This window comes from Pseudomonas fluorescens, from assembly GCF_001623525.1.
GTDB classification, from domain to species: Bacteria; Pseudomonadota; Gammaproteobacteria; order Pseudomonadales; family Pseudomonadaceae; genus Aquipseudomonas; species Aquipseudomonas fluorescens_Q.
The window spans coordinates 2,127,276-2,153,722 of sequence record NZ_CP015225.1; the positions used below are offsets into that span (position 1 = coordinate 2,127,276).

21 protein-coding genes and 1 pseudogene are annotated in these 26,447 nt (G+C 60.8%); 17 read left to right on the forward strand and 5 right to left on the reverse strand.

The features are described from left to right. Nucleotides 1–203 precede the first annotated feature (203 nt). The 10 genes and pseudogenes from argH to TK06_RS09060 all read left to right on the forward strand — a co-directional run bounded on the left by argH (nt 204) and on the right by TK06_RS09060 (nt 12,294). Nucleotides 204–1,631 carry an argininosuccinate lyase gene (argH, locus tag TK06_RS09015; RefSeq protein WP_063321799.1) on the forward strand — a complete coding sequence of 476 codons (1,428 nt, stop codon included), beginning with the start codon at nt 204–206 and terminating at the stop codon, nt 1,629–1,631. Between the two features lie 140 nt (nt 1,632–1,771). Next, on the forward strand, nt 1,772–2,650 hold the full coding sequence (locus tag TK06_RS09020; protein ID WP_063321800.1) for an amino acid ABC transporter permease: 879 nt from the start codon (nt 1,772–1,774) through the stop codon (nt 2,648–2,650). A gap of 10 nt (nt 2,651–2,660) precedes the next feature. After that, on the forward strand, nt 2,661–3,425 hold the full coding sequence (locus TK06_RS09025; RefSeq protein ID WP_008001408.1) for an amino acid ABC transporter ATP-binding protein: 765 nt from the start codon (nt 2,661–2,663) through the stop codon (nt 3,423–3,425). Nucleotides 3,426–3,464: 39 nt separating this feature from the next. Next, nucleotides 3,465–4,289 (forward strand): ABC transporter substrate-binding protein, encoded by an 825-nt coding sequence (locus TK06_RS09030; RefSeq protein WP_063321801.1) that lies wholly within the window; start codon nt 3,465–3,467, stop codon nt 4,287–4,289. Between the two features lie 150 nt (nt 4,290–4,439). Continuing rightward, the gene (locus TK06_RS09035; protein WP_063321802.1) at nt 4,440–5,288 is read left to right on the forward strand and encodes a polysaccharide deacetylase family protein; all 849 of its coding nucleotides are present in this window, start codon (nt 4,440–4,442) and stop codon (nt 5,286–5,288) included. Beyond that, nucleotides 5,281–6,168 (forward strand): polysaccharide deacetylase family protein, encoded by an 888-nt coding sequence (locus tag TK06_RS09040; RefSeq protein ID WP_063321803.1) that lies wholly within the window; start codon nt 5,281–5,283, stop codon nt 6,166–6,168. Before TK06_RS09035 ends, TK06_RS09040 begins: the two co-directional genes overlap by 8 nt. After that, entirely contained in the window at nt 6,165–7,559 is a 1,395-nt protein-coding gene (locus TK06_RS09045) for an MmgE/PrpD family protein (RefSeq protein ID WP_063321804.1), read from the forward strand. The genes TK06_RS09040 and TK06_RS09045 overlap by 4 nt, the downstream gene beginning before the upstream one ends. A 16-nt stretch (nt 7,560–7,575) precedes the next feature. Continuing rightward, nucleotides 7,576–8,754, forward strand: a complete 1,179-nt coding sequence (locus tag TK06_RS09050) for an MFS transporter (RefSeq protein ID WP_063321805.1) — start codon at nt 7,576–7,578, stop codon at nt 8,752–8,754. A 156-nt stretch (nt 8,755–8,910) separates the two neighbouring features. Then, the gene (locus TK06_RS30695) at nt 8,911–9,534 is read left to right on the forward strand and encodes a hypothetical protein (RefSeq protein WP_238992605.1); all 624 of its coding nucleotides are present in this window, start codon (nt 8,911–8,913) and stop codon (nt 9,532–9,534) included. Between the two features lie 170 nt (nt 9,535–9,704). Continuing rightward, a pseudogene (locus TK06_RS09060) lies at nt 9,705–12,294 on the forward strand (DUF4132 domain-containing protein). Between the two features lie 54 nt (nt 12,295–12,348). On the opposite strand, the gene TK06_RS09065 reads toward TK06_RS09060, so the two are convergent. Further along, complete coding sequence (locus TK06_RS09065; RefSeq protein ID WP_063321807.1) at nt 12,349–13,263, reverse strand: LysR substrate-binding domain-containing protein; 915 nt, start codon at nt 13,261–13,263, stop codon at nt 12,349–12,351. A gap of 185 nt (nt 13,264–13,448) precedes the next feature. Here TK06_RS09065 and TK06_RS09070 point away from each other — a divergent pair, with 185 nt between their 5' ends. The 7 genes from TK06_RS09070 to TK06_RS09100 all read left to right on the forward strand — a co-directional run bounded on the left by TK06_RS09070 (nt 13,449) and on the right by TK06_RS09100 (nt 21,507). Next, nucleotides 13,449–14,969, forward strand: coding sequence for an ABC transporter substrate-binding protein (locus TK06_RS09070; protein WP_063321808.1), 1,521 nt, complete (start codon nt 13,449–13,451; stop codon nt 14,967–14,969). Nucleotides 14,970–15,071: 102 nt separating this feature from the next. Beyond that, on the forward strand, nt 15,072–15,989 hold the full coding sequence (locus tag TK06_RS09075) for an ABC transporter permease (RefSeq protein WP_063321809.1): 918 nt from the start codon (nt 15,072–15,074) through the stop codon (nt 15,987–15,989). Nucleotides 15,990–15,998: 9 nt separating this feature from the next. Beyond that, nucleotides 15,999–16,901 (forward strand): ABC transporter permease, encoded by a 903-nt coding sequence (locus TK06_RS09080; RefSeq protein WP_063321810.1) that lies wholly within the window; start codon nt 15,999–16,001, stop codon nt 16,899–16,901. A gap of 31 nt (nt 16,902–16,932) precedes the next feature. After that, nucleotides 16,933–17,949 carry an ABC transporter ATP-binding protein gene (locus TK06_RS09085; RefSeq protein ID WP_063321811.1) on the forward strand — a complete coding sequence of 339 codons (1,017 nt, stop codon included), beginning with the start codon at nt 16,933–16,935 and terminating at the stop codon, nt 17,947–17,949. Next, nucleotides 17,946–18,935, forward strand: a complete 990-nt coding sequence (locus TK06_RS09090; RefSeq protein WP_063321812.1) for an ABC transporter ATP-binding protein — start codon at nt 17,946–17,948, stop codon at nt 18,933–18,935. Before TK06_RS09085 ends, TK06_RS09090 begins: the two co-directional genes overlap by 4 nt. Next, a complete protein-coding gene (locus TK06_RS09095; RefSeq protein ID WP_063321813.1) occupies nt 18,932–20,356 on the forward strand; it encodes a M20 family metallopeptidase in 1,425 nt (474 codons plus the stop codon). Before TK06_RS09090 ends, TK06_RS09095 begins: the two co-directional genes overlap by 4 nt. After that, nucleotides 20,353–21,507: a M20 family metallopeptidase gene (locus TK06_RS09100; protein ID WP_063321814.1), complete on the forward strand. Its 1,155-nt coding sequence runs from the start codon at nt 20,353–20,355 to the stop codon at nt 21,505–21,507. Before TK06_RS09095 ends, TK06_RS09100 begins: the two co-directional genes overlap by 4 nt. Before the next feature lie 10 nt (nt 21,508–21,517). Here the strand turns inward: TK06_RS09100 and mdeB are convergent, their stop codons facing one another. From mdeB to TK06_RS09120, 4 genes are all read right to left on the reverse strand, one after another. Then, nucleotides 21,518–24,214 carry an alpha-ketoglutarate dehydrogenase gene (mdeB, locus tag TK06_RS09105; RefSeq protein ID WP_063321815.1) on the reverse strand — a complete coding sequence of 899 codons (2,697 nt, stop codon included), beginning with the start codon at nt 24,212–24,214 and terminating at the stop codon, nt 21,518–21,520. After that, on the reverse strand, nt 24,211–24,633 hold the full coding sequence (locus TK06_RS09110) for a hypothetical protein (protein ID WP_086936607.1): 423 nt from the start codon (nt 24,631–24,633) through the stop codon (nt 24,211–24,213). The genes mdeB and TK06_RS09110 overlap by 4 nt, the downstream gene beginning before the upstream one ends. 46 nt (nt 24,634–24,679) lie before the next feature. Next, nucleotides 24,680–25,138: a hypothetical protein gene (locus TK06_RS09115; protein WP_063321817.1), complete on the reverse strand. Its 459-nt coding sequence runs from the start codon at nt 25,136–25,138 to the stop codon at nt 24,680–24,682. 137 nt (nt 25,139–25,275) lie between these two features. Next, nucleotides 25,276–26,292, reverse strand: coding sequence for a 1-aminocyclopropane-1-carboxylate deaminase (locus TK06_RS09120; protein WP_063321818.1), 1,017 nt, complete (start codon nt 26,290–26,292; stop codon nt 25,276–25,278). Nucleotides 26,293–26,447: the final 155 nt, after the last annotated feature.

Below are 26,447 nucleotides of genomic sequence, written 5' to 3' on the forward strand. Positions count from 1 at the left end.
CCTTGGCAACCGCCAATAAATCCCAGGCATCCATGCCAAACCACTGATCTCGAAACATTAAAAGCTGACACTTCGATCAGCTCTCGCTCCGTTGCAACTGCCCCTTGAAAACTGCTCTGGCCCGATTTCGCACGCCTATTTTTCAGCGACGTTTGGGCCCGGATTACCCATTTCAGTTCGCGTTACTGACGAGGAAAACAACAATGGCCCAAACCACCGACCGTCTCTGGGGTGCTCGCTTCAAAAGCGGCCCTTCCGCAGCCCTGGCGGCCCTCTCCCGTTGCCCTGAGCGTTACTTCCGACTTACCCCGTATGACCTCGCCGGCTCCAAGGCCCATGCCCGGGAATTGCAGCGCGCCGGACTACTGAGCGAGCAAGAAACCCTGACCATGCTCGACGCCCTGGAACGCATCGGCGCGGACTACCGCGCTGGCGGCATCGCCCCGACCCTGGATGACGAAGACGTCCACACCTTTATCGAGCGCCTGCTGACAGAACGCCTCGGCGCCCTCGGTGGCAAGCTGCGTGCCGGTCGTTCGCGCAACGACCAGACCGCCAACGACCTGCGGCTGTTCCTGCGTGACCACGTGCGCACCCTGGCCGTTGAAGTGCTGGGTTTGCAGCAGGCACTGGTGGACCAGGCCGAGCAACACATCGAGAGTATTTGCCCCGGCTTCACCCACCTGCAACAGGCACAACCGATCGTGTTCGCTCATCACCTGCTGGCCCACGCCCAGTCGATGCTGCGCGACGTACAGCGCCTGGTGGACTGGGACGTACGTACATCACTGTCGCCACTGGGTGCGGCGGCCATGGCTGGCTCGGCTATCGCGCGTCTGCCTCAGCAATCGGCAAAGGAAATGGGCTATAGCGGTGTTTGCGAAAACTCCATCGACGCCGTTGCCAGTCGCGATCACGTCGCCGAGTTCCTGTTCATCGCCAGCATGCTCGGCATCAATATCTCGCGCCTGGCCGAAGAGTTTTGCCTGTGGTCGTCGCGGCAGTTCCGCTGGGTCGCGCTCGATGACGCCTACGCCACCGGCAGTTCGATCATGCCGCAGAAAAAGAATCCAGACATCGCCGAACTGGCACGGGGCAAGGCGGGACGCCTGATCGGCAACCTGACCGGTCTGCTGTCCACCCTCAAATCCTTGCCACTGTCCTACAACCGCGACTTGAGCGAAGACAAGAACGGCGTGCTCGATAGCGTCGACACCCTGTTGCTGGTGCTGCCGGCCATGGCCGGAATGGTTGCGACCATGAAAGTCAACGTCGAAGAACTGCGTCGCCAGGCACCGCTGGGCTTCACCCTCGCCACCGAAGTCGCCGATTGGCTGGCAGTGCGCGGCGTGCCGTTCAAGGAAGCTCACGAGATCACCGGCGCGTTGGTCCAGGCTTGCGAGAAAAACGATATCGAATTGTGGGAAGCCTCCCCCGCACTGCTGGCGGAAATCGACCCGCGCCTCACACCGCAAGTGCGCGAAAGCCTGACCCTCGAAGCCGCCATCGCTGCCCGTAGCGGCTGGGGCGGGACCGCGCCACAACAGGTGCGCGAACAGATCGGCCGGTTGAAAACCGCCCTCGCCGCCCAGCAGCAATGGACCGAGGACTATCAGGGCTTCCGCCTCTGAAGCGGCACACAAAACCTGTGGGAGCGAGCTTGCTCGCGATTACGGCTTCACCTTCAACATCAACGTGGACTGACCCACCGCTATCGCGAGCAAGCTCGCTCCCACAGCGATAGCGCCGAAACCGAGTACGGAGAACCACCATGAGCCAGACACAGGCAGAACGACTCCAGGCGGAGCGCAAGCTGGCGGAAAACCAGTTCGACATCACCCAGTACGATCATGTGCCCCGGCGCTACTACGGGCGGATCTTCTTCGCCACGGTGATCGTCATCGCACTCATCGGCCTGGTGCGCGCCTTCGCCGAAGGCAAGATCGAATGGTCGTACATCGGCCAGTTCCTGACCTCCCAGGCGATCATGTGGGGCCTGCTCAACACCGTCGTCATGGCGGTGCTGGCGATGGCGCTGGGGATCGTGTTCGGTGTGATCACCGCGATCATGCGCATGTCGGCCAACCCGATCCTGCGCTATGTGGCGCTGATCTACACCTGGCTGTTTCGCGGTACGCCGCTGATCCTGCAACTGCTGTTGTGGTTCAACCTGGCGCTGATCTTCCCCACCATCGGCATCCCCGGCCTGTTCGAAATGGACACCGTGAGCCTGATGACCCCATTCGTGGCGGCCCTGCTTGGCTTGAGCATCAACCAAGGTGCCTACACCGCTGAAGTGGTGCGTGCCGGTCTACTCTCGGTGGACACCGGGCAGTATGAAGCCGCGAAGTCGATCGGCATGCCGCGCCTGCAAGCGCTGCGTCGAATCATCCTGCCCCAGGCCATGCGCATCATCATTCCACCGGTGGGAAACGAGTTCATCGGCATGGTGAAAATGACCTCGCTGGCGAGCGTCATCCAATACTCGGAACTGCTCTACAACGCCCAGAACATCTACTACGCCAACGCCCGCGTGATGGAGCTGCTGATCGTCGCCGGCATCTGGTACCTGGCCACCGTCACCGTCCTGTCCTTTGGTCAGAGCCGCCTGGAGCGTCGTTTCGCCCGCGGCGCCGGCAAGCGTTCCTGAGGAGTTCCACATGAGAAGCATCGTCAAGGCCGTGAGCCTGAATAAATACTACGACCAGTTCCACGCGCTCAAGGACATCAACATCGAAGTCGAGCAAGGCGAAGTGCTGTGCATCATCGGCCCGTCCGGCTCGGGAAAAAGCACCTTGCTGCGCTGCGTCAACCAGTTGGAAAAAATCGACAAGGGCGGCCTGTGGGTCGACGGCGAACTGGTGGGCTACCGGATCGTCGGTAACAAGCTGCACGAACTCAACGAAACGCAGATCGCCCGCCAGCGGCTGTCCACCGGCATGGTGTTTCAACGGTTCAACCTGTTCCCGCACATGACCGTGCTGCAGAACATCATCGAAGGACCGTGCCAGGTGCTCAAGCGCTCACCCAAAGAGGCAAATGAGGAAGCGCTGGAGCTGCTCGCCCGCGTCGGCCTGGCCGACAAGCGCAACAGCTACCCGATCGAGCTTTCGGGCGGCCAGCAGCAACGCGTCGCCATCGCTCGTGCATTGGCCATGCGCCCCAAGCTGATGCTGTTCGATGAACCCACTTCGGCACTCGACCCGGAACTGGTCGGTGAGGTGCTGTCGGTGATGCGCGATCTGGCGCAGACCGGCATGACCATGATCGTCGTCACCCATGAACTGGGCTTCGCTCGCGAGGTTTCCAACCGCATGGTGTTCATGGACGGCGGGCAAATCGTGGAGGCTGGAAGCCCCGAAGAAATACTAATAAGTCCGCAAAACCCTCGCACCCAAAGCTTCATTTCTGCCGTTCGAACCTAAGCGCCCGTTGGCGCTCACAACACTCAAAAGAGAACGACCATGAAGAACTTCGTTATTCCAGCATTGCTCGCAGGCGTTATGGCATCCGGCGTCACCGTCGCCACTGAATTGCCGGCCAGTATCAAGGCCAAGGGCGAGATCGTCGTAGCGATCATGCCGAACTACCCGCCGATGGATTTCAAGGACCCGGCCACCAACACCCTCACCGGTCTGGACTATGACCTGGGCAATGCCCTGGCCGAACGCCTGGGCGTGAAGATCAAATGGCAGGAAACCGGCTTCGAACAAATGATCAACGCCCTGACCACCGACCGCGTGGACATGGTGCTGTCGGGCATGACCGACACCGCCGAACGTCAGGCCAGCGTGACCTTCATCGACTACTTCACCAGCGGTCCGCAGTTCTACACCCTGCAGAAAAACAAGGACACCAACGAGATCGTCGACCTGTGCGGCAAAAAAGTCGGCACCAGCCGCCGCACCACCTTCCCGACGGAAATCGCCGAGTGGAGCAAGGCCAACTGTGAAGCCGCCGGCAAGCCTGCGATCAATGTGATCGGCACCGAAGGCTCGGCCGATGCCCGTGCGCAACTGCGCCAGAGTCGCATCGATGCGGCCATGCAGGGCAGCGAAACCCTGCCCTACCTCAAGACCCAGGAAAAGGACATGTACAAGACCGTGGGCCTGCCGATCTCCGAGCAGTTCAGTGGGATGGGCGTGAGCAAGAAAAAACCCGAGCTCAGCGAAGCGGTGAAGGTTGCGCTGCAAAGCATGATCGATGACGGCAGCTACCAGGCGATCCTTAAAAAATGGGACTTGGAACTGGGTGCAATCAAGACCGTGACCATCAACGCCGGGAAGTAACCGCGCAACGTCCCCTAATCCAATGAGGGAGCGGGCTTGCTCGCGAAAGCGATGAAGCCGGCGCAGATGTGAGTGTGCCGACTTCATCGCGAGCAAGCTCGCTCCCACAGGGATAGGTTGTGTATTTGAAAGATTATTGGAGCACTACAGATGTCCTCCTCGCCCCAACCCACCTGGCCTGACAAATACAAGGCCTGCCTGGCCCTGGCCTTCGACCTCGATGGCCCGACCGGTGACGCCATGCTCAACGGCTCGATCTGGCGCAAGCCCGAGTACTTCGGTTTCGGTGGCTATGGTCCTTACCGGGCGCTACCACGCCTGCTCGATCTGCTCGACGAGTTCCGTATCCCGACGACATTCTTCGTGCCGGCCTGGGTCGTAGAGAACTGGCCGATACAGTGCCAGGCGATTGTCGAACGCGGGCATGAGGTGGCTTATCACGGCTACAAACACGAATCTTTTTACGCCCTGACGCTGGATCAGCAAAAAGAGGTGATGAACACCTCCCGCGAGGTGTTCTGGAAACACCTGAACATTCGCGCAGAAGGTTTTCGGACGCCGTCCGGCGACTGGCGTGCCGAAACCCCGGCCATGCTGGTGGAGGCCGGTGTTACCTATTCCAGCAGCATGCGTGGAGACGATCGACCGTACTTGGTGAACGTGCCGGGGTTCGATACGCCGCTGGTGGAAATCCCTGGCCGCTGGGAAATGGACGACTACGCCTCCCTCGCCTATACCCGCGCGCCGAACTTCCCTTGCGGGCTGGACCGCACGGCCAGCTACGCGCTGACCTTGGATAACTGGTGCCGCGAATACGACGGCGCGATGGGCGAAGGCTTATGCCTGACCACCCTGTTCCACCCCAAGATTACCGGTAAGCCGGGGCGCATCCTGCTGCTGGAAAAACTCTTCGAACACATGCGCCAGCGCGACGACGTATGGTTCGCCACCTGCCGCGACGTCGCCCAGTGGTGGCTAAAGGAGCATCACCATGGCTGATCTCACTCCCTGGCCGAAAGGTTATCGCTGCGCCGTGGTACTGACCGTCGATTACAACGACATCCACGGCATCCTGACCCAGGCCCCGGAAGTCGCCGGACGTGACAAGACCTTGTCGGTATGGCGCTACGGCACCCAACGCGGCGTGGAGCGGTTGCTCGGCCTGTTCAAGGAACTCGAGGTCTTCAGCAGTTGGTTTGTCCCCGGCATCGTTGCGCAGGAAAACCCCGAACACATTCAGGCGATCCAGGCCGACGGCCATGAAATCGCCTGCGCTGGTTATCGTCATCAGGACTACGACACGCTGGACCTGGCCGCGCAAAGCGATGACATCGCCAAGGGCTGTGAGGCCCTGGCCGGACTGACCGGCCAGCGGCCGGTCGGCTTTCGAATCCCGGCGGGCAATGCCGCACCGGGGTTCATCGAGGCCTTGAAAGTCCAGGGCATCCGCTGGTCCTCGTCGTGGCGCGGCGATGACTTGCCATTCGCTCACCCAACTGCACCCAGCGTCATTGAACTCCCCCTGCATCATGAACTGGAAGACGAGCCTTACTTCGCCTTCAACCTGAGCCCGGCGGTGCCGCCGGGGCAATCGCGGATCGCGTCCTACAGCCACACCTTGGGCAACCTGCAGATGGACTTCGCCGGGTTTCATCGCTTTGGCCTGTGCTACGTGCTTCGCCTCCACCCGGAAATCATCGCCACGCCGGGACGGATAGGCGTGTTGCGCGAGTTGATCGAGGGCATTCAACAGCACGATGACGTGTGGATCGCCACGGGTGCCGAGGTCGCGCAGTGGTGGGCAGAAACCGCAACGCCGGTCGCCGAGGATCATCCGGCGTCCGTTTACGAGCGACATTATCGGGATTACGTTTTATGAGCGAACGTCTGCAACGTCTGGCGCAATTCTGTGTGGACCTGCGGTTTGAAGATTTGCCTCCTGCATTGGTGGCGCAAGCCAAGCGGCACATTCTTGATACGTTCGGCGCGACGCTGGCCGGAGCCGATAGCGGGGTCGCAGAACAGGCGGGCAAGGTGTTTGTCGGTGAAACGGGTGAGGTGTCGGTTTGGGGCACTGATCTGCAGGTTAACGCGGCTCAGGCAGCAATGCTTAACGGTGTTGCCGCCCATGCCCTGGAGCTGGACGACACCGGTGGCTGCGATCATTCCGGTGCCGTTGTGCTCCCGGCGGTGATGGCGGCAGTTTCGCTGCTCGCGCGGCCAGTGAATGGTCGTGAGTTCATCTGTGCCGTAGTGATCGGCTACGAAGTGGGCCGTCGGGTGCTCGAAGCATGCGGTGGCTATTCAGCCCACAACGGCGCCGGTTGGCATTCCACCGCGACCTGTGGAGTGTTCGGTGCGGCAGCAGCCAGTGCACGCATCCTGGGCCTGGATGCGCGGCAAACCCTCGCGGCGCTAGGCATTGCCGGCAGTTTCAGCGGTGGCCTGTGGGCCTTTATCCACGACGGTTCGCAAAGCAAGAAACTGCACAGCGGACGAGCCGCAGAAGGTGGGCTACTGGCGGCGCGGTTTGCCCAACAGGGCATCAGCGGGCCGACGCAGTTGTTCGATGAGGTCTGGGGTGGTTTTCTGAAAACCCTCGCCCCGGAGACCTCCATGCCCGAAGCGCTGGATGCGGACCTTGGTGTGGTCTGGAAGCTCGCCCGTTGCTCGATCAAACCCCATGCCTCCTGCCGCGGGACCCATTCGGCCATCGACGCTCTGGGGCTGCTGCTGGATCAACTGAATGCACGGGTCGACCAGGTCGAAGACGTGCAGGTACTGCTGAGCAGGTTTCTCCACAACATGTGTGGCGGTCAGGACGTCAGCACCCTTGCAGCCGCGCAAATGAGCCTGTCGTATGCCTTGGCCGCGCGGCTGGTGCAGGGGCATTGTCGATTGCAGGCTTTTGACGACTCGCAACGCAACGATCCGCATATGACCCAATGGCTGTCGCGCATTCACCTTGAAGTCGACCCGCGCCTGTCCGAGGATGGCGAGCCCGTGGTGACGCTGCGGACCGTGGATGGCCGGCAGGCGAGCTTGTGCGTGGAAGTACCATTGGGCGCGCCAGGCAATCCGCTGACTGATGTGGCTCTGGAGCAGAAGTTTTTCAGCTTGACGATGCCGGTGATGCCGCGGGAACAGGCTGAAGGACTACTGGAGCAACTGTGGCGTATTGAAGAACTGCAATCGGTACGCACACTGGATCGGTGGCTTGTCCGCGCTCGCAGCGACGCGGTATTGGGCGAACGCCAAAAATCTGAATAAGGACATTTATAGCTCCGTGGCCACTTACTCGCTCGTTATCCGACGCTTGATGATCGTTTCACTGACCATCGTCGTCAGCCGCGCCATTACCAGTCCATTGCTCACGTTATTCCTGAGCAATAAGTTGGGCCTCAACCAACAGGATGTCGGCTTGCTGCTCGGTATCGCAGTGTTCATCGCCACCCTGTTGGCACTGTATGGTGGCTATGTCATCGACCGCCTGGAAAAGCGCCGCCTGCTGATCCTGGCGATGCTCTCCAGTGCCATCGGTTTCATCCTGCTGACCTTTGCCGAAAACCTCTACCTGACCACCATGACCGTGGTAATCACCGAGACCGCGTCAGCGCTGTTCCTTATCGGTTCGAAAGCGATCCTCAGCGAAAACCTGCCCATGGGCCAGCGCGCCAAGGCATTTTCCCTGCGCTACACCCTGACCAACATCGGCTATGCCACCGGCCCCATGCTCGGCGTGGTGATTGCCGGTGTCTACCCGATTGCGCCGTTCCTGATCGCCGGTGGCATCGCGTTTTTCAGCATCTTCCTGATGACCGGAATCCCCAGGGATGCCGCTCTGACACCGGTCATTGGTCAACCGCCCAGTTTTCTCAAGACGCTGAAGACCCTGAAAAACGACCGCACCCTGATCATGTTCACCTGCGGCTGCCTGCTCAGCACCGTGGTGCACGGACGCTTTACCCTCTACTTGTCGCAATACCTGCTGGTGACCCACGACTCCAAACGCGCGCTGGACATCATGGCCGCCCTGCTCGCCTGCAACGCCGTCACCGTAATTCTGCTGCAATACCAGATCGGCCGGTTCCTCGATCGCGAGAAGCTGCGCTACTGGATTGCAGCGGGCACCAGCCTGTTCATTCTTGGCCTGATCGGCTTCAGCCTGGCAGACGACATGGTGAGCTGGTGCGTGGCGATGTTCATTTTCACCCTCGGTGAAATGATCATTTACCCGGCCGAATTCCTTTTCGTCGATACCCTGGCGCCGGAAGAGCTGCGCGGCAGCTACTACGGTGCTCAAAACCTGGCAGCTCTCGGCGGCGCCTTGAGCCCGGTGATCTGCGGATACCTGCTGATGCATACTCCGGCCCCCACGATGTTCTATGCGTTAAGCGCACTGACCGCCATGGGGGGCCTGCTGTGCTTCATGAGTGGTCGCAGGATGGCGATAGTGAAAAAGTAATCTGAGCCAGGCACCGTACGAAAAGTAATGTCGTAAACCACAACCTGTCAGGCTTCTATTACGACGCCCGAGCACGCGGCGCGATGAAGTTTATTGCAGACCGGGATATGCTAAGGCGCCATCCGCCCGGCTGGCCTGGCTTGCAAGGAATGCGTCATGGAGTTCGTGGTTCATAGCTATTGCCTGAAAGGCGCACGCCAGGAGCCTTTGCTGCCCCCTGTCACCCTGACCCCGAGTTCGTTGACCTTGACGGTCGCCGAGCTCATTCGCCTGACCGTGGCCGAACAGATCGCCGCGTTGTCGGTCCAGCACTGGCTGGAACAAGCGTCGATGCGTGAAATGCTCGACCGCCAGTACCTGAACGAGCGGGACGTTCTTCGGCAAGCCCGTGAAGGTGCGGTTGTCATGCCTCAGGCCAGCGCGGCTCCGGACCTGGATGTCGGCGTTGAGGTCGAGCGAGCCCTGAAGGGGTTTGAAGCCCGTGCATTCCGCGTTCTGCACAACGGCGTCATGCTGCAAAGTCTCGATGAGACAATCGAATTGAGCCCCCCCTTCCACGCTCACGTTTATCCGCCTGGTGCCGCTGATTGGCGGTTGATCCTCGTCGTTCACTTCCCTCGGATACCCTCATGCATTCACGCCGTCCTGTGCCCGAACAAGCCACACGCCTCGCTGCGCTGCGAGCATTCTGTGATAGCGCGTTGGATGACTATCCCGAGCTCAGCCAATATGACGAATTCGAGCCCGATTTCTGGGACGGCATCGACTGCCTGCGCATAGCCGATGATTGGGTCAGGCAGCATCCCCAGGAGGGGCCCAAGGCGCTGGCGGATAGTTTTGTGTTCCCGACCGTTTGGGACGATCTGGAGGACCGTCGCGATCAACAGCGCTATGGCCTGCAATATCGACTCTGCGATGCGTGGATCACGGCTCACCCGGACGCCTATGCGCTGGAGCAGATCTGCGCGCGACTGCGGCACATGCTGCAATTCGCCTTCGAGGACAGTGACTATCCATTGCCCACTGACGAAGATGGCCCGGCCTATTACCGAAGACGTCCGGACCAGGCCTGGGCCTTCCCTGACGTCCCGGCGTGCATCAATCGCCTGAGCCATTACCCGTCCACCCCGGCCTGGCAGGCCTTCGCCGAATGGTTGCTAGACGGCAGTTGGAACCGCGAGCAGCCCCCCTTCAACGCCGGGTGGTGAACAAAGGACACTCGCCGATGCGTATATCTATGGGCATGAGGAAATCAGGCGCATCGCGTTGGGCCTGATGGAAGCGGGCCGCCTCGATTACCCGCGCTTCGTCCGGGCGGCCAATACCTGGGGCCGCGCCATGATGTTCTACTCAGACGACACAGGACTGGACAGCGATGATGTGGACCTGGATCGGTACGCCGATGAAGATTTCGACGAAGACGACTCAAACGACGATGACCCGCAAGACATCGATGATGAGTCATCTCAGCCTGACGACGCCCCCGCCGAAGTGCCTTCGGAACTGGCGAACTTCACCGCTCGTTACGTCGAGGACGCCCTGGCTGGATTACCCGACAACGCCGTGAAGCTGGCTGACACCTTCCGTTCGGTAGAGGTGTATCAGACTCGCTGGTTGCTACAGGCCTTGGCGGTCATCGAGCGACTGGGCATGGCGCCGGATGACTTTGACAGCTTCGGCGATACGGCCGCGGTACTCCAATGCTTCCTGCTGCTCCAGGATTTGCCCAAAGACCAATCGGCAGCGCTGCTCGCGACGTTGTCCGGCTTTTCAAGAAACACCTTGCTGACCGCCCTGCCCTACGCCGGACAAGCCAGTCGTGTGGTGCTCGACGCGCTCGGCTGGCGTGACCTGCAGGCGTTCCAGCGTGAATACCTGAACATTGCCCTGGCACCTCGATCCGGCTGGGGCACCGACCTGCCCAATACGCTGGATGAAACCGTGGGTGTGGTGGATCGCTACCTGCTGGACAAGGCGCTGGCCGAGGCCGACCCAGACCACCTGCGCGAGTACCTCGCGGCACTCGAACCCTCGCACTGGGCGTTTCCCGAGACGCGTGTGCTGCTCGACGCCTACCAGGGCATCGGTCGAGCGGCGCTGGAAAAGAAGTTGACCCGCCATGCACAGGCGGCCATGCGCATCTATGGTGTACTGCCCGTCAAGGATGCGGACGACGTACGCCAACGCTATCTGACACTCAAGAAACTGCACAAAGAGGTGCGCAAGTACGGCGCTGAACGCCAGGCCAACTCCCACGCAGCGGTGCAGGCAGGCCTGGAAAACCTGGCGCGTGCCGCCGGTTACCCCTCGGCGATTCGCCTGGAGTGGGCCATGGAATCGGGGATCGCCGAGTCCGCCCTGACAGCTGCCACCGTCGATGGCTATGACATCACCCTCGTCATCGACGGCTTGTCGCCCACGTTGGTCATCTGCAAAGCCGGAAAGACACTCAAAACCGCGCCGCCTGCGGTGCGCAAAAACGCCGATTTCATCGCTCTCAAAACGCAGCAAACCCAGCTCAAGGAACAGATCGCCCGCTTCTGCCGCACCCTGGAAGCGATGATGAGCAGCGGCGAAACCCTGGCCCTGGACGACCTGAAGCCGCTGTTGAAAATGCCCGCCGTTCGCCTGCTGCTCGAACAGCTGATTGTGCAGGCCGACGACGCCGCGCTGGGCTGGCTCGATGCCGCGACGCTGACGGTGACTGACCTTGAAGGCCGCCAACACGTCGCTGAAAAGACTCTGCGTATCGCTCACCCTTTTCATCTGTTCACGGCAGGGCAACTGTCGGCCTGGCAGAAAGAAGTGGTGACCCATCGCCGCGTGCAGCCGTTCAAACAGGCCTTTCGCGAGCTGTACCTGCTGACACCTGCTGAGCGAGACACCGGCCTGTGGTCCAACCGCTTTGCCGGCCACCGCCTCAAAGCCAAAGTCGCCGCCCGGTTGCTACAGGTCCGCAACTGGTCGACCTCCCGCGTCGAGGACATCTATTACGAGAGCAAAGAGCACGGCATTTACGCCCTGTTCAACTTTCTGGATACCGGTCATTACCTCTCGGAAACAGAACACTTTACCTTCGACACGATTGCGTTCCACCGCGACCACAAAGCCCTACCCCTTGAGCAAGTACCGCCGCTGCTGTTCTCGGAAGTCATGCGTGACGCCGACCTGCTGGTCTCCGTGGCCCACGCCGCGGACGACTACAGCACCAGCCAAGAAACCCTGCAACGACGCGCCGAACTGGTCGGCGAGCTGATTCGAGGGCTAGGGTTGCAAAACGTTAAATGCGAAGGGCATTTTCTACACGTGACCGGCCAGCGTGCGAACTACCGCATTCATTTGGGCAGCGCGGCCATCCACATCGAACCTGGCAACTATCTGTGCATCGTGCCCGCAGGCAGCAGCGTCACGGCGTTCTACCTGCCGTTCGCCGACACCGACAGGAAAATGGCCGAGGTGCTGAGCAAGATGTTTCTGTTGCTGGATGACATGAACATCACCGACAGCCTGATCCTGGAACAAATACAGCGCGGCGGCTGATGGTCAAGAAAATCGAATGACGTCATTCAAACATTGAGAACACATTCACCCGACTCAGAGCTTGGCTTTCGCCAGGTCCGCAATCAGAAAATCCCTGAAGGCACAAACCGCTGCCGGTAAATTGCGTCCAGCCATGCTTTGCAGTTCGATGCGCCGCGCATGCATGCCTTCATCGAGGATCGGCAAGCATTGCAGGGCCTTGTCCGCCACCTGCTTGTGCAAGGTCATTTCGCTGGCCAGGCTGATACCCCCCTCTTCGCGGACGAAGCTATAGAGCGAGGCAACGTAATTAGTGGTCAACACCGGGTCGAACAACAACCCCTGCACACCGCAACAAATGTCGAACAGTTGCCGTATCGTGGTGTCGGCCTTGGGTAACGCAATGGGCCAGGGTTGCAGCTCAGCGAGGCTGACCGCTTCACGCCCGGCCAGAGGATGAGCGTTGGAGACCACGGCAAAAATCGCCCCGCTCAGGACATGTTCGACCTTGATTTCCTTTTGCGGCGTCAGGCTGAAGGTCATCGCCAGATCGGCTTCGCCGGAACGCACCTTCTCGGTCGCTTCGGCAGGCGCACAGACCTCCAACGTGAAATGAATACCCTGATACTCACGCCGGAACGCGCTGATGGTCCTGGGCATGTATTCCAGTGCAAAGCCTTCCGAGCAGGCCACATGCACATGACCTCGTTGCAAGCCATGCAGCTCGGTAATTTCCAGCACCACCTGCTCGGCCTCAAGCTGCGACTTGCGCGCATAAGCCGCCAGTCGTGCCCCCGCCTCGCTAAGCACCATGCCCCGGGCACGACGCTCGAACAGGCTGGCATCCAGGGCCAATTCAAGCTTGGCAATCTGCCGGCTCACCGCTGACGCCGAGACATTCAGCCGTACCGAGGCTTCGCTGATCGATCCGCATCGCGCCACTTCAAGAAAATAGCGCAGTGCCGTGGACTGCACACCATACAGCTGCATCGGCGCCCCCAAGGTTTGCCTTTTCGGCAAAGGAAGTATCGAAATATTATTCTTGTGGCATTGATAGCCTTTCCCTACATTCGTGTCCAGATCAAAAAAAATACAGCCTGATCTTTTTATCCCCTTTCCGCTTTTGCGATTCGCTGCCCTTTGATTCAACCACTCTCGCCAACGGAGACGACGGCATGGGCATCAAAGGTTTCGCCTGCACTATTGCGCTGATGGGCTTCATCAGCAGTTTTCCGGCTCACGCCGGTAAAGCCAACGACACCCTGGTTTACGCTTCCGACAGTGAGCCTGAAAACATCAGCCCCTATCACAACGATCTACGCGAAGGCGTGATTCTCGGCCGGCTGATCTGGGACAACCTGGTCTACCGCGACCCCAAAAGCGGCCAATACCAACCCATGTTGGCCACTGGCTGGAAACAGGTCGACGACACCACCATCGACTTTGAGCTGCGCAAAGGCGTCAAATTTCACAACGGCGACGCCTTCACCGCCGACGACGTGGTGTTCACCCTCAACTACGTGGTGTCGCCCGAAGCGAAAGTCGTGACCGTGCAAAACGTCGACTGGATCAAGAGCGCCGAAAAAACCGGTGACTACAGCGTCCGCCTGTATTTGAAGAAGCCTTTCCCTCCGGCACTGGAATACCTGTCCAACGCCGTTCCGATGTTCCCCAAGCAGTATTTCGAGAAGGTCGGCCTGGCCGAATTCAGTCGCAAGCCAATCGGTACCGGGCCGTACAAAGCCGTGTCGGTGGTGGCTGGCGAAGGCGTGACGATGGAGATCAACAAGGACTACTTTCCGGACAGCCCACAAGGCAAGCCCCATATCGGCCACCTCAAGTTCCGGGTGATCCCGGATGCGGAAACCCGCCTGGCCGAGTTGATGACCGACGGTGTCGACTGGACTTGGCGCGTGACCCCGGATCAGGCAGTCGACCTTAAAGGTATGCAGAGCCTGACCGTGACCAGCGGCGAAACCATGCGCATCGGTTTCCTGATTCTGGATGCCCGGGGCACCTCCACTGAAAACTCGCCAATGAAGAACCTCAAGGTGCGTCAGGCCATCAACCATGCGATCAACCGCAGTGCGCTGGCCACGCAATTGGTCGGTGGCGAAGCCAAGCCCTTGCAGGTGGCCTGTTATCCAGGCCAGTTCGGCTGCGATACCACCGCGGCCACGGTCTACGATTATGACCCGGCCAAGGCCAGGGCGCTGCTTGCCGAAGCCGGTTACCCCAATGGTTTCGAGACCGAAATCTTCGCTTATCGCGACCGTGATTACGTCGAAGCCATCATCGGCAACCTGCGTGCCGTGGGTATCAACGCCAAGCTGCGCTTCTTGAAGTACGCCGCCCTGCGCGATCAGCAGCGTGGCGGCAAGGTGCCCATGTCGTTTCAGGCCTGGGGCTCGTTCTCGATCCTCGACACCTCGGCGTCGGCCGGCACCTGGTTCAAGGGCAATCCGGACGACAACATCAAGGATCCGCAAGTCCAGGGCTGGCTGCAGACCGCTGACAACGCCCTCGACCCGCAAGTGCGCAAGGACAACTACCGCAAGGCGTTGCAGCGCATCAGCGAACAGGCGTACTGGGCGCCGATGTTCAACTACTCGATGAACTACGCCTACACCGCCGACCTCGCGTTCACGCCGTACCCGGACGAGCTGCCGCGTTTCGTTCAGTCCAGTTGGAAATAATCCGCACCCAGCGGATTGAACGAGAGGTGCCGTGGCTTGCGGACCAACCCGCACCACGGACACCACCTGACATGTCATCCATTGGATACGAGGAAACTTGCCATGCTTGGATTCCTTCTGCGCCGGCTGGGCATCGCTATTTGCGTGGCCATTACCGTGTCGGTGATCAGCTTTTCTCTGTTGCACCTGTCCGGCGACCTGGCCACGGCCATTGGCGGACCGGAAGCCACCAGCGAACAGATCGAACAGATCCGCGTGCAATACGGCCTGGACAAACCGCTACCGACCCAGTACTTCAACTGGCTGGGCGATTTGCTACGGCTGGACCTGGGCGACTCTTTTTTCTTTCAGGAATCGGTCTACAACCTCGTCGCCAGCCGCTTGCCGATCACCCTCGGGTTAGGGGCCATGGCGCTGGGCATCGCCTTGCTGGTGGCGATTCCACTGGGCGTGCTGGCGGCGGTCAAACGCGACACCTGGGTTGACCGGTTGGCCTTGAGCATCGCGGTACTGGGCCAGGCGATGCCCAGTTTCTGGTTTGCACTGATGTTGATCGTGGTGTTCGCGGTGACGCTCAAGTGGCTGCCGGTGTCCGGCAATTCGACCCTGCTGCACTTCGTCATGCCGGCCATTGCCTTGGGCTACTACGCGACGCCGGCCATCATGCGCCTGACCCGTGCGGGCATGCTTGACGTGCTCAGTTCCGATTACATCCGCACGGCCCGCGCCAAGGGCCTGCGCCCTGCCCGCGTGTTGTTCAAGCACGCACTGCGCAACGCCTTGATTCCGGTCGTCGCGCTGGCGGCGGTGGAGTTCGGTTTCATGCTCGGCGGCTCAGTGGTGATCGAAACCGTGTTCTCCCTGCAAGGCATCGGACAACTCGCCTGGGACGCCATCGCCCGTGACGACTTTCCGGTGGTACAGGCCGTGGTCCTGCTGATTGCGGTGATCTACATCATCCTCACCTTGCTGGCCGATGTGCTCAACGCACTGCTCGACCCGCGCATCCGCGTGCGCTAGGAGGCTTACATGAGCACCCCCACGACCCTCGCGATCAATGACTACCTGCCACCCCCGAGCAGCCTGAGCCGAGTCCTTGGCAAGAGCTTTCGTCATCGTGGTTTCGCCATCGGCGCGGTGTTGTTGCTGATCATCTTCGCCGGTGCACTCTTCGCCCCGTGGCTGGCACCTTACGACCCTTATGCGCAAGACGTGATGCTGCGCATGAAACCGCCGGTGTGGATGGCCAACGGCACCTGGGAATACGTCCTCGGCACCGACAAGCTGGGCCGTGACTACCTGTCGCGCTTGCTCTACGGCGCACGGATTTCGCTGTTCATCGGCATCGCGGCGGCGCTGATTTCCGGCTTTATCGGCACCGTCATGGGGCTGTTGGCGGGTTACTACGGCGGCAAGGTCGATGCGTTTATCAGCTACCTGATCACCACCCGGCTGGCGATGCCGGTGGTGATGGTCGCGCTGGCCTCCGCCTCGCTGATGGGCGGTTCGCTGAAAGTGGTGATCGTGCTGCTCGGTTGCCTGTTGTGGGATCGCTTCGCGGTGGTGGTCAGGGCTTCGGTGCAACAGATTCGCGATGCTGAATATGTGGCCTCGGCCCAGGCGCTCGGCTGCTCGACCCTGCGCATTCTGGTCAGTGAAATCCTGCCCAATCTGGTCGGCGCGCTGATCGTCGTCGCGACCCTGGAAATGGCCCACGCGATCCTGCTGGAGTCGGCCCTGTCGTTCCTCGGCGTTGGCGTGCAACCGCCGACGCCGTCCTGGGGTTTGATGATCGCTGAAGGCAAACCCTACATGTTCTTTTCCCCGTGGGTCATCGCCATTCCCGGCGTCGCCCTGATGATTCTGGTGCTGGGCATCAACCTGGTCGGCGACGGCCTGCGCGATCTGATCCTGCCCGACGGTCGCAACTGATAGACGGCCTTACTAATAGAGGGTACCGGACATGGCACTACTCCATGTTGAAAACCTGCGCGTGGACATCCCGATGGGCAACAGCCCGACGCCGGATGACATGCTGCATGCCGTGCGCGGTCTGGATTTTGAAGTCGAGCGCGGTGAAATGCTGTGTATCGTCGGCGAATCCGGCTGCGGTAAATCCCTGACCTCGCTGGCGCTGATGGACCTGTTGCCACGCAAGGCCAGACGCACCGCGTCCCGGCTGACGCTGGACGGCATCGACATGCTCGGCCAGAGCGAGCGGCGCATGTGCGACCTGCGCGGCAATCGTCTGGCGATGATTTTCCAGGAACCGATGACCTCGCTGAACCCGGCCTACAGCATTGGCGATCAGCTCAGCGAAGTACTGACCCAGCATCGCAAGGTGTCACGCAAGGATGCCCTGGCGCGCGCCGCGCAGATGCTGGAGAAAGTCGGTATCAGCAACGCCGCCGAACGCTTGCGCCAGTACCCGCATCAACTGTCTGGCGGTTTGCGCCAGCGGGTGATCATCGCCATGGCGTTGATGTGCGAGCCGGACCTGATCATCGCTGATGAACCCACCACGGCACTGGACGTGACCATCCAGGCGCAGATCCTGCGCTTGATCCGCGACATTCAGAAAGAGCTCGGCCTGGCGGTGATTTTCATCACCCACGACCTTGGGCTGGTGGCACGAATCGCCGATCGGGTCGCGGTGATGTATGCCGGGGAAATCGTCGAAACCGCCCCTGCCCGGCAACTGTTCGAAAACCCACAGCATCCGTACACCCGTGGTCTGCTGGCCAGTATTCCAATCCCTGGCCGGACCAAACCGGGCGAGGCCCTGGGTTCGATTCCAGGCCTGGTGCCGAGCCTGGTGGGCGAACAGCAAGGTTGTGCGTTCCGCAATCGTTGCGCCCAGGCGATAACGGCCTGCGCGCAAGACATCCCCGAAATCGAACAGGACGGCCACATGGCGCGCTGCCTGTTCGCCGCACCGGCCCCGGCGCCGATACGCCTTCAAGAGAGGGCTCGGTCATGAAAAAAGACATTGCCTTGGAGCTGTGCGACATCCGTCGCGAGTTTCGGATCAACAAGGGCTTTTTCAAACCCACCGCCACCCTGAAAGCCGTGGATGGTGTTTCCCTGCGCCTGATGCGTGGCGAGACCCTCGGCCTGGTAGGTGAGTCCGGTTGCGGAAAAAGTACCCTGGCAAAGCTATTGCTCGGCCTGTTGGCGCCAACCAGCGGCGATGTGCTGATCAATGGCAAACATCTGGCAGCGACGGATCGCAAGGCAATGGCCCGGCACATCCAGCCGATATTCCAGGACCCGTATTCCTCGTTGAACCCACGCAAGACGCTGCGCGAAATCATTACCCTGCCGCTGATCGTGCATGACATCGGCAGCCCGGCCGAACGGCGCAAGAAGACCGAAGCGATGCTCGATGTGGTCGGCCTGCCCAAGCGCGTCATCGACAGTTATCCAAGCCAACTGTCCGGCGGCCAACGGCAACGGGTGGCCATTGCCCGGGCGTTGATCATGCGTCCTGACGTGTTGATCTGCGACGAACCCACCTCGGCGCTGGACGTGTCGGTGCAGGCACAGATTCTCAACCTGCTGCAAGACCTCAAGCGCGAATTCGGCCTGACCTATCTACTGATCAGCCATAACCTGGCGGTCATCGAACACCTCGCCGACCGGGTCGCGGTGATGTACCTGGGGCGCATCGTCGAAGAACGTACGCGCGAATCGTTATTCGCCAAACCCGGCCATCCTTATACCCGTGCCTTGCTGGATTCGGTGCTCACGCCCGATCCGCGCCTGGGCATTCCCGAAATCGGCCTGCACGGCACCTTTCCCAATCCGATGTCACCGCCCTCCGGTTGCGCCTTCCATCCACGCTGCCCGAGCTGCTTCGCTCCCTGCAAAACGGCCTACCCGGCCAATGATCCGATTATCGGCGGCAACGTGCGTTGCCACCTCCACGACAGTCCCGCCCAAACACTGGAGCTTGTCCACTCATGAGTCGTTCACTGGCCATCAGCAACACCACCGAACAATTCGATAACGGCGCATTTTTCAACCTGCTCGAACGCAGCGTCGCCTTGCACACCGAAAGCCAGGCAACAGACAGCCGGCCCGAGTTGTATCGCTACCTCCATGAATTCATTACCCCGCATGTCGAGGCGATGGGATTCAGCGTCAAGATCTATGACAACCCAGTGGCAGAGCGCGGCCCCTTCATGATCGCCACGCGCATTGAACATCCGGAACTGCCGACCGTGCTCAGCTATGGTCACGGTGATGTGGTACGCGGCTATGACGCGCAATGGCGTGAAGGCCTGTCGCCGTGGCAAGTCATTGCCGAAGGCGATCGCTGGTACGGCCGCGGCACGGCGGATAACAAAGGCCAGCACCTGATCAACCTGACCGCGCTGGAGCAAACCCTCAAGGCTCGCGACGGCAAGCTGGGTTTCAACGTCAAACTGCTGCTGGAAATGGGCGAAGAAGAAGGCTCGCCGGGCTTGAATGCATTCTGTGCCGCCCACAGTAAAGAGCTCGCCGCGGATGTTTTCATCGCCTCGGACGGCCCGCGCCTGGCAGCCTCACGACCGACGATTTTTCTCGGTTCACGCGGAGTGTTCAACTTCGAGCTGGTGGTCAATCTGCGCGAAGGCGCTCATCACTCCGGCAACTGGGGCGGGTTGCTGGCCAACCCAGGCATCATCCTGGCCAATGCCATCGCGAGCATGGTCGATGAACACGGTCGGGTGAAAGTGGCGGGCCTGATGCCTGAATCACTGCCTGAGCCGGTTCGCCAGGCACTGGCCGATATTGACGTCGGTGGCGGACCGGGCGATCCGGACATCGACGCCAACTGGGGTAACCCGGAGCTATCCCTGAGCGAAAAAGTGTTCGGCTGGAACACCCTCGATGTCATCGCCTTCAAGACCGGCAACCCGGACGCCCCCGTGCATGCGATCCCCGGCAAGGCCAATGCCCACTGCCATATCCGTTTCGTGGTGAACAGCGACTACACGACCTTTATCCCGGCGGTGCGTGCCCACCTGGATGCCCATGGTTTCAGCAATGTCGAGGTCAAGCAAAGCCGCATCGACGTGATGCATGCCACTCGGCTGGACCCGCAAAGCCCATGGGTCAATTGGGCGCTCAGCTCCTTGGCACAGACCACCGGCAAAAAACCTGCACTGCTGCCAAACCTCGGTGGCTCGCTGCCCAACGATGTGTTCGCCGACGTGCTCGGCCTGCCAACCTTGTGGGTGCCACACTCGTACCCGGCCTGCTCGCAACATGCGCCGAACGAGCACTTGCTGGCACCGGTGGTCAAGGAAAGCCTGCAAATCATGGCCGGGCTGTTCTGGGACTTGGGCAACGACGCGGCACGCCTGACCCAGGAACATCAGTTGCGGGAGCAGGCGCAATGAGCGCCACGGCACAACAGGCGCTGGACTGGCTGGCTGACCAGCGCCCAGCCATGGAAGCGCTGCTGCAGCGTATCGTCGACACCGATTCCAACAGCTATGACAAGGCCGGCGTCGACGCGGTGGGGGCGCTGCTCGCGGCTGAACTGGAAGCCGACGGCATCCTGCTCAAGCGCATGCCGGTGGAGAGTTTTGGCGACGTGATGCTCGCCGAAGTGCCAGGCGAACCTGGCAAGCCAGTGCTATTGCTGGGCCATCGCGACACGGTGTTCCCCAAAGGCACCACCACGACGCGTGGCTACAGCCGCGATGGCAACCTCGCCTTTGGCCCCGGCGTCGCCGACATGAAAGGCGGTCTGGTGCTCAATTGCTTCGCGCTCAAGGCTCTCAAGCGTGCCGGAGCGTTGCCCTATCCGGTGCAGGTCCTGTACACCGGTGACGAAGAAATCGGCTCCGGCAGCGCCAGAACCCATATCGAACACGCCGCCCGTGCCGCCCGCGCCGTGCTCAATACCGAACCCGGTCGAGCCAGCGGCAACGTGGTCAGCGCCCGCAAAGGCGGCGCCACGCTGATCATCGAAGTCAGCGGGCGCGCGGCGCATGCCGGGGTCAATCATGCCGACGGCGCCAGCGCCATCGAGGCCCTGGCACGCAAGATCGTCAAGCTCCATGCCTTGACCGATTACTCGGCAGGCATCACGACTAATGTGGGCCTGATATCCGGAGGCACGTCCAGCAACACCGTCGCGCCTAGCGCCTGCGCGCGGCTGGACGTACGCTTCATCGAACTCAAGCACTGGGATCAAATCCTTAGCGCAATCCTGGCCATCGTCGCCGAAGAAGAATTGATCGGCACCCACGCCATCCTCAAGGAAGCGACTACTTTCCTGCCGATGGAGGCCCGTCACAGCGAACGGCTGCTGCAGATCTACCAACAAAAAGCCCTGGCGCTGGGTTTCAGCGTCGAAGGCGAGTTCACCGGCGGTTGCGCCGACTCCGGGTTCACCGCCAGCCTGGGCATTCCAACCCTGTGTGGCCTCGGGCCGGTGGGGGGCAAGGTCCACACCAATCGTGAATACCTGGAGCTGGACACGCTGGTGCCTCGCGCCCAGGCATTGGTGGCGACCATCCTGGCTGTCGGTGAAAGCGGTTGATGGCCCGGTTTCAAGCGTCCCATGGGGCCACTGCGTCAACGTCAATGGCGTAGCGTTCAATAGCCTCGGCACAGACACTGGCGTCCAGACGCCCCTCATGCACCAGGGAGGTCAGCGCACTGAGGACGATCTGGTGGCGGTCCACTTCGAAGAACCTGCGCAGTTGGCTGCGGGTATCGCTGCGGCCAAACCCGTCGGTGCCGAGTACGGTGTAATGGCCATCGAGATAACTGGCGATCAACTGGGGCAAGGCGCGCACGTAATCGGTACAGGCAATGATCGGCGTCGAGTCGTGGAGGCATTCCTGAACATGACTGCATTTGGCAGGTTGTCCGGGGTGCAGGCGATTCCGGCGCTCCACTTCACGCGCATCCCGGGCCAACTCGGTGAAGCTGGTCACGCTCCAGACCTGACTGTCGATACCCCAATCGCTCGCCAGCAACTCGGCGGCGGCAATCACTTCGCGCAGGATGGCGCCGGAACCCAATAACTGAACACGCCCACGCGCATCCTCGACTTCATGCCGGGCAAACAGATACATGCCCTGGATAATGGCCTGTTCGACACCTTCAGGAAGGTTGGGCTGCGGGTAGTTCTCGTTCATCAAGGTGACGTAGTAAAACTCGTCCACCTGGCGCTCCAGCATCTGGCGCATGCCGTGATCCAGGATCACCGCGAATTCACCCGCGAACGCAGGATCATAGGCACGACAGTTGGGCACCATCGACGCCATCACGTGACTGTTACCGTCCTGGTGCTGCAAGCCTTCGCCCCCCAGGGTCGTGCGGCCTGCGGTGGCACCGAGCAGAAAACCGCGGGCCCGTTGATCCGCCGCCGCCCAGATCAGGTCGCCGATGCGCTGGAAGCCGAACATCGAGTAGTAGATGTAGAACGGCAGCATCGGCAAGCCATGCACCGAATAGCTGGTCGCCGCTGCCACCCAGGAACTGATCGCCCCCGCCTCGCTGATGCCCTCTTCGAGAATCTGCCCGTCCAAGGCTTCCCGATAACTGAGGATCGAACCGATGTCCTCCGGCTCGTAACGCTGCCCCACGCTGGAGTAGATGCCGATCTGCTTGAACAGGCTGGCCATGCCGAAGGTACGCGCTTCATCCGCCACGATCGGCACGATGCGCGGCCCCAGTTGCTTGTCCCGGAGCAAGCCGCTGAGCATCCGCACGAAGGCCATGGTGGTGGACATTTCCTTGCCTTGGGCGGCGATGGCAAACCCGGCGTAGCTGTTTACGTCGGGCACGGCCAATGACGCGCAGGCCGAAGATCGCGCAGGCAGGTAGCCGCCCAATGCCCGGCGCCGTGCATGCAGATAACGCATTTCCGCGCTGTCGTCGCTCGGCTTGAAGAAGCTCAGCGAGGTGGCCTGTTCATCGGTCAATGGCAGGTTGAAACGGTTGCGGAACGCGATCAACGCCTCACTGTCGAGTTTCTTCTGCTGGTGCACGGTCATCTTGCCCTGCCCGGCGTCACCCATGCCGAAGCCCTTCTTGGTCTGGGCCAGGATGACCGTCGGTTTCTTGCCCTCGAGCATTGCGCTTTGATACGCGGCAAAGATCTTCACCAGGTCATGACCACCGCGTTTGAGGCGGTCGATCTGCTCGTCGGTCAGGCCTTCGGCCAAATCCGCCAGGGCTGCGTCCTGGCCGAAGAAATGCTCACGGTTGAAGCGCCCATCCTTGGCCGCGAACGTCTGGAACTGGCCATCGACCGTAGCCGACAAGGCCCGGACCAATGCGCCATCCTTATCCCGGGCGAACAACCTGTCCCAGTCGGAACCCCAGACCAGCTTGATCACGTTCCAGCCCGCACCGCCGAACAACGCCTCGAGCTCGTCGATGATGCGACCGTTGCCACGCACCGGGCCGTCCAGCCGCTGCAGGTTGCAATTGACCACCCAGACCAGGTTATCCAGCCCTTCGCGCGCCGCCAGGGTCAGCGCCGACATGCTTTCCGGCTCATCCATTTCACCGTCGCCAAACACGCCCCAGACGGTGCGCCCCGAGGTGTTTTGCAGGCCGCGGTGCTCCAGATAACGCATGAAACGCGCCTGGTAGATCGAGCTGATCGGACCGATCCCCATGGAGCCCGTCGGGAACTGCCAGAAGTCCGGCATCAACCAGGGATGCGGATAACTCGACAACCCCCGGGCGCCATTGGCGCGTGCGCCGATCTCTTGTCGATAGTGCTGCAGATCCTTTTCTTCCAGGCGTCCCTCGAGGAACGCCCGGGCATAGACGCCTGGCGCAGAGTGAGGTTGGTAGAACACCAGATCACCGCCGCCGGTTGGGGTGCGCGCCTTGAAGAAGTGATTGAAGCCCACTTCAAACAAATCCGCCGCACTGGCATAACTGGCGATGTGTCCGCCCAATTCGCCATAGGCGTGATTGGCCCGGGCAACCATCGCCAGGGCATTCCAGCGCATGATCGATGCCAGACGCTCCTCCATGGCCAGATCCCCGGGAAACGCCGGTTGCTGCTCAACGCTGATGGTATTGATGTAGGGGGTGCCATGGCTGGGTCGCCAGCCGATGCCCGAAGTGCTAGCCACGGCCAGCAGCATGTCGAGGATCTGTTTGGCCCGGTCCGTGCCGCCGTGGGCGGCGACCGACAGCAAGGCCTCGCGCCACTCGGCCATTTCTTCATCCTCAACAGCCTGGACCGGCCATTGGGCATGGGGATTGGACAGGTTCATAGGCAACTCCTGCTGGTGTCGGGTATCGCTTCAAGGTGGCGCGAGTGGCTCACTCGGGCGAGGCGTTTTACCTGTTCTACCGCCGCAATGACGGAGCGTTCGCCCGCCTCGTCCGGTGCGACCGGATAGAGGCATGGCTGATCAATGGAAAGGTCGTGCAAGAAGCGCTCATCCAGTTCACCGAGCACCACAAAACAGTAGTCACTCTTGGCCACTTGCACGCCAACCAGCTTGCCATTCACGGTATTCACCGTATCGACATGGATCAGCGCAACATTGTCAAAACAGCTGAACCCCTGATGGATCAAATCGATATGATCGCTATCGAGTCCGCTCACGATGACCACGATACGCGTACAACTGGAAGGTTCGCGCATCCACTTCATTGCGTGGATACGCCCCTCGACGGTTCGGCTCATAAGCGTTGCCTTTCTGGTTTCAACAGGCGAATTGACGAGGACTGGGTTAAATGACGCCGCGCGCCTGCAGCACGCTTTTGGCCAGACTCCGGGTCGCCGATAGCACCTCTTCCACCTGTCGATCCATCGCCGCAGTGGATGAGGCGATCGTTCCCAGTTCGACGACGCGCAGCGGGTGGCCGCAGACGGATCCCAGCCAGGTCAGGCCAGGAACCGTGCCGACTTCCAGTAAAAAGCTGCCGTGGGGGACGCAGCGCAACAGTTGGCTGGCATAACACGCGTCGCCCCCGGCGGACGGCTCCGGGCTGGAGCCGACCCGCAACCAGTCGACCAACAACGCCTCGGATTGCGTGACGGCCAGATAAGCCACCTGGTCCCAGTCATCTATCGTCACGTGCAGCTTGTCGATCATGTATTTGGGCAATGCGGCACTGGTCACGATGACCACCCCGGCATCCGCCGAAGGTTCCTTGATCCAGACTGCGGATTGCGATATCCCATGCATGGCGGTACTCCCGGCGGTTGGGTTGCAGCGGCTTGCTCCGAGCGGCGATCCGACGATGAGGCCGTGACATTCAACATGCATGCCGACTGCCCCACCGCCTCGTGAGCAAGCGCTCGCCTACAGGTCACTGGCGTGAATCAGCCGTTGCGGAACAGGAAGCTGTAGGCATTCAGCGCCGGTGCCCCGCCCAAGTGCGCGTAAAGCACTTTCGAGCCTTCGGGGAACTCGCCACGGCGGACCATTTCAATCATCCCGTGCATGGATTTTCCTTCGTACACCGGATCGGTCAGCACACCTTCCAGGCTGCCGCACAGGCGAATCGCTTCCAGCGTGCCGTCGTTAGGCAAACCGTATTCCGGATAGGCGAACCGCGTATCGAGCACCACGTCCTCTTCGGTGATTTCGCGGCCCAACTCCACCAGTTCTGCGGTATGCCGGGCGATACGCAGAATCTGGGCCTTGGTTTTCTCTGGCTTGGCCGAGGCATCGATGCCGATCACGTTCTTCGAGCGGCCGTCCGCGGCGAAACCGACGACCATGCCGGCCTGGGTACTGCCAGTCACGGAACAGACCACGATGTAGTCGAACGTGAAGCCCAGTTGTTTTTCCTGCTCGCGCACTTCCTCGGCAAAGCCGACGAACCCGAGGCCGCCATAGGGATGCTCGGAACAACCCGCCGGGATCGGGAACGGCTTGCCACCCTGCTCCACGACATCGCTCATGGCCTTTTCCCAACTTGGCCGGATACCAATATCGAAACCTGCCGCGTCCAGTCGTACGTCAGCCCCCATGATGCGCGACATCTCGATGTTGCCCACCCGGTCATACACCGCGTCGGAATAATTCACCCAGTTTTCCTGCACCAGCACGCACTTCATGCCCAAGTGGGCAGCGACGGCAGCGACCTGGCGGGTCTGGTTCGACTGGATGCCGCCGATAGAGACCAGCGTATCGCAGCCTTGCTCGATCGCTTCGGGTATCAGGTATTCGAGCTTGCGGGTCTTGTTCCCGCCGAAGGCCAGGCCACTGTTGCAATCTTCACGCTTGGCATACAGCTCGACCTTGCCACCCAGGTGTGCACTGAGACGCTTCAAGGGCGTGATGGGAGAAGGACCGAAGGTCAACGGATAACGTTTAAAACGATTCAGGTTCATGACTCTGCTCCTCGATTATTGAATATCCAAGCGCCAGGCCGAGAAGCAAAGGGCTGCATTCCAGGCTCTTCCACGGGGGCTTCGATGAGTTCAATACTAAGAAGAAATCGAAAAATATGTATTGCAAATTATTAGCGATTAAAGAAACATAATTT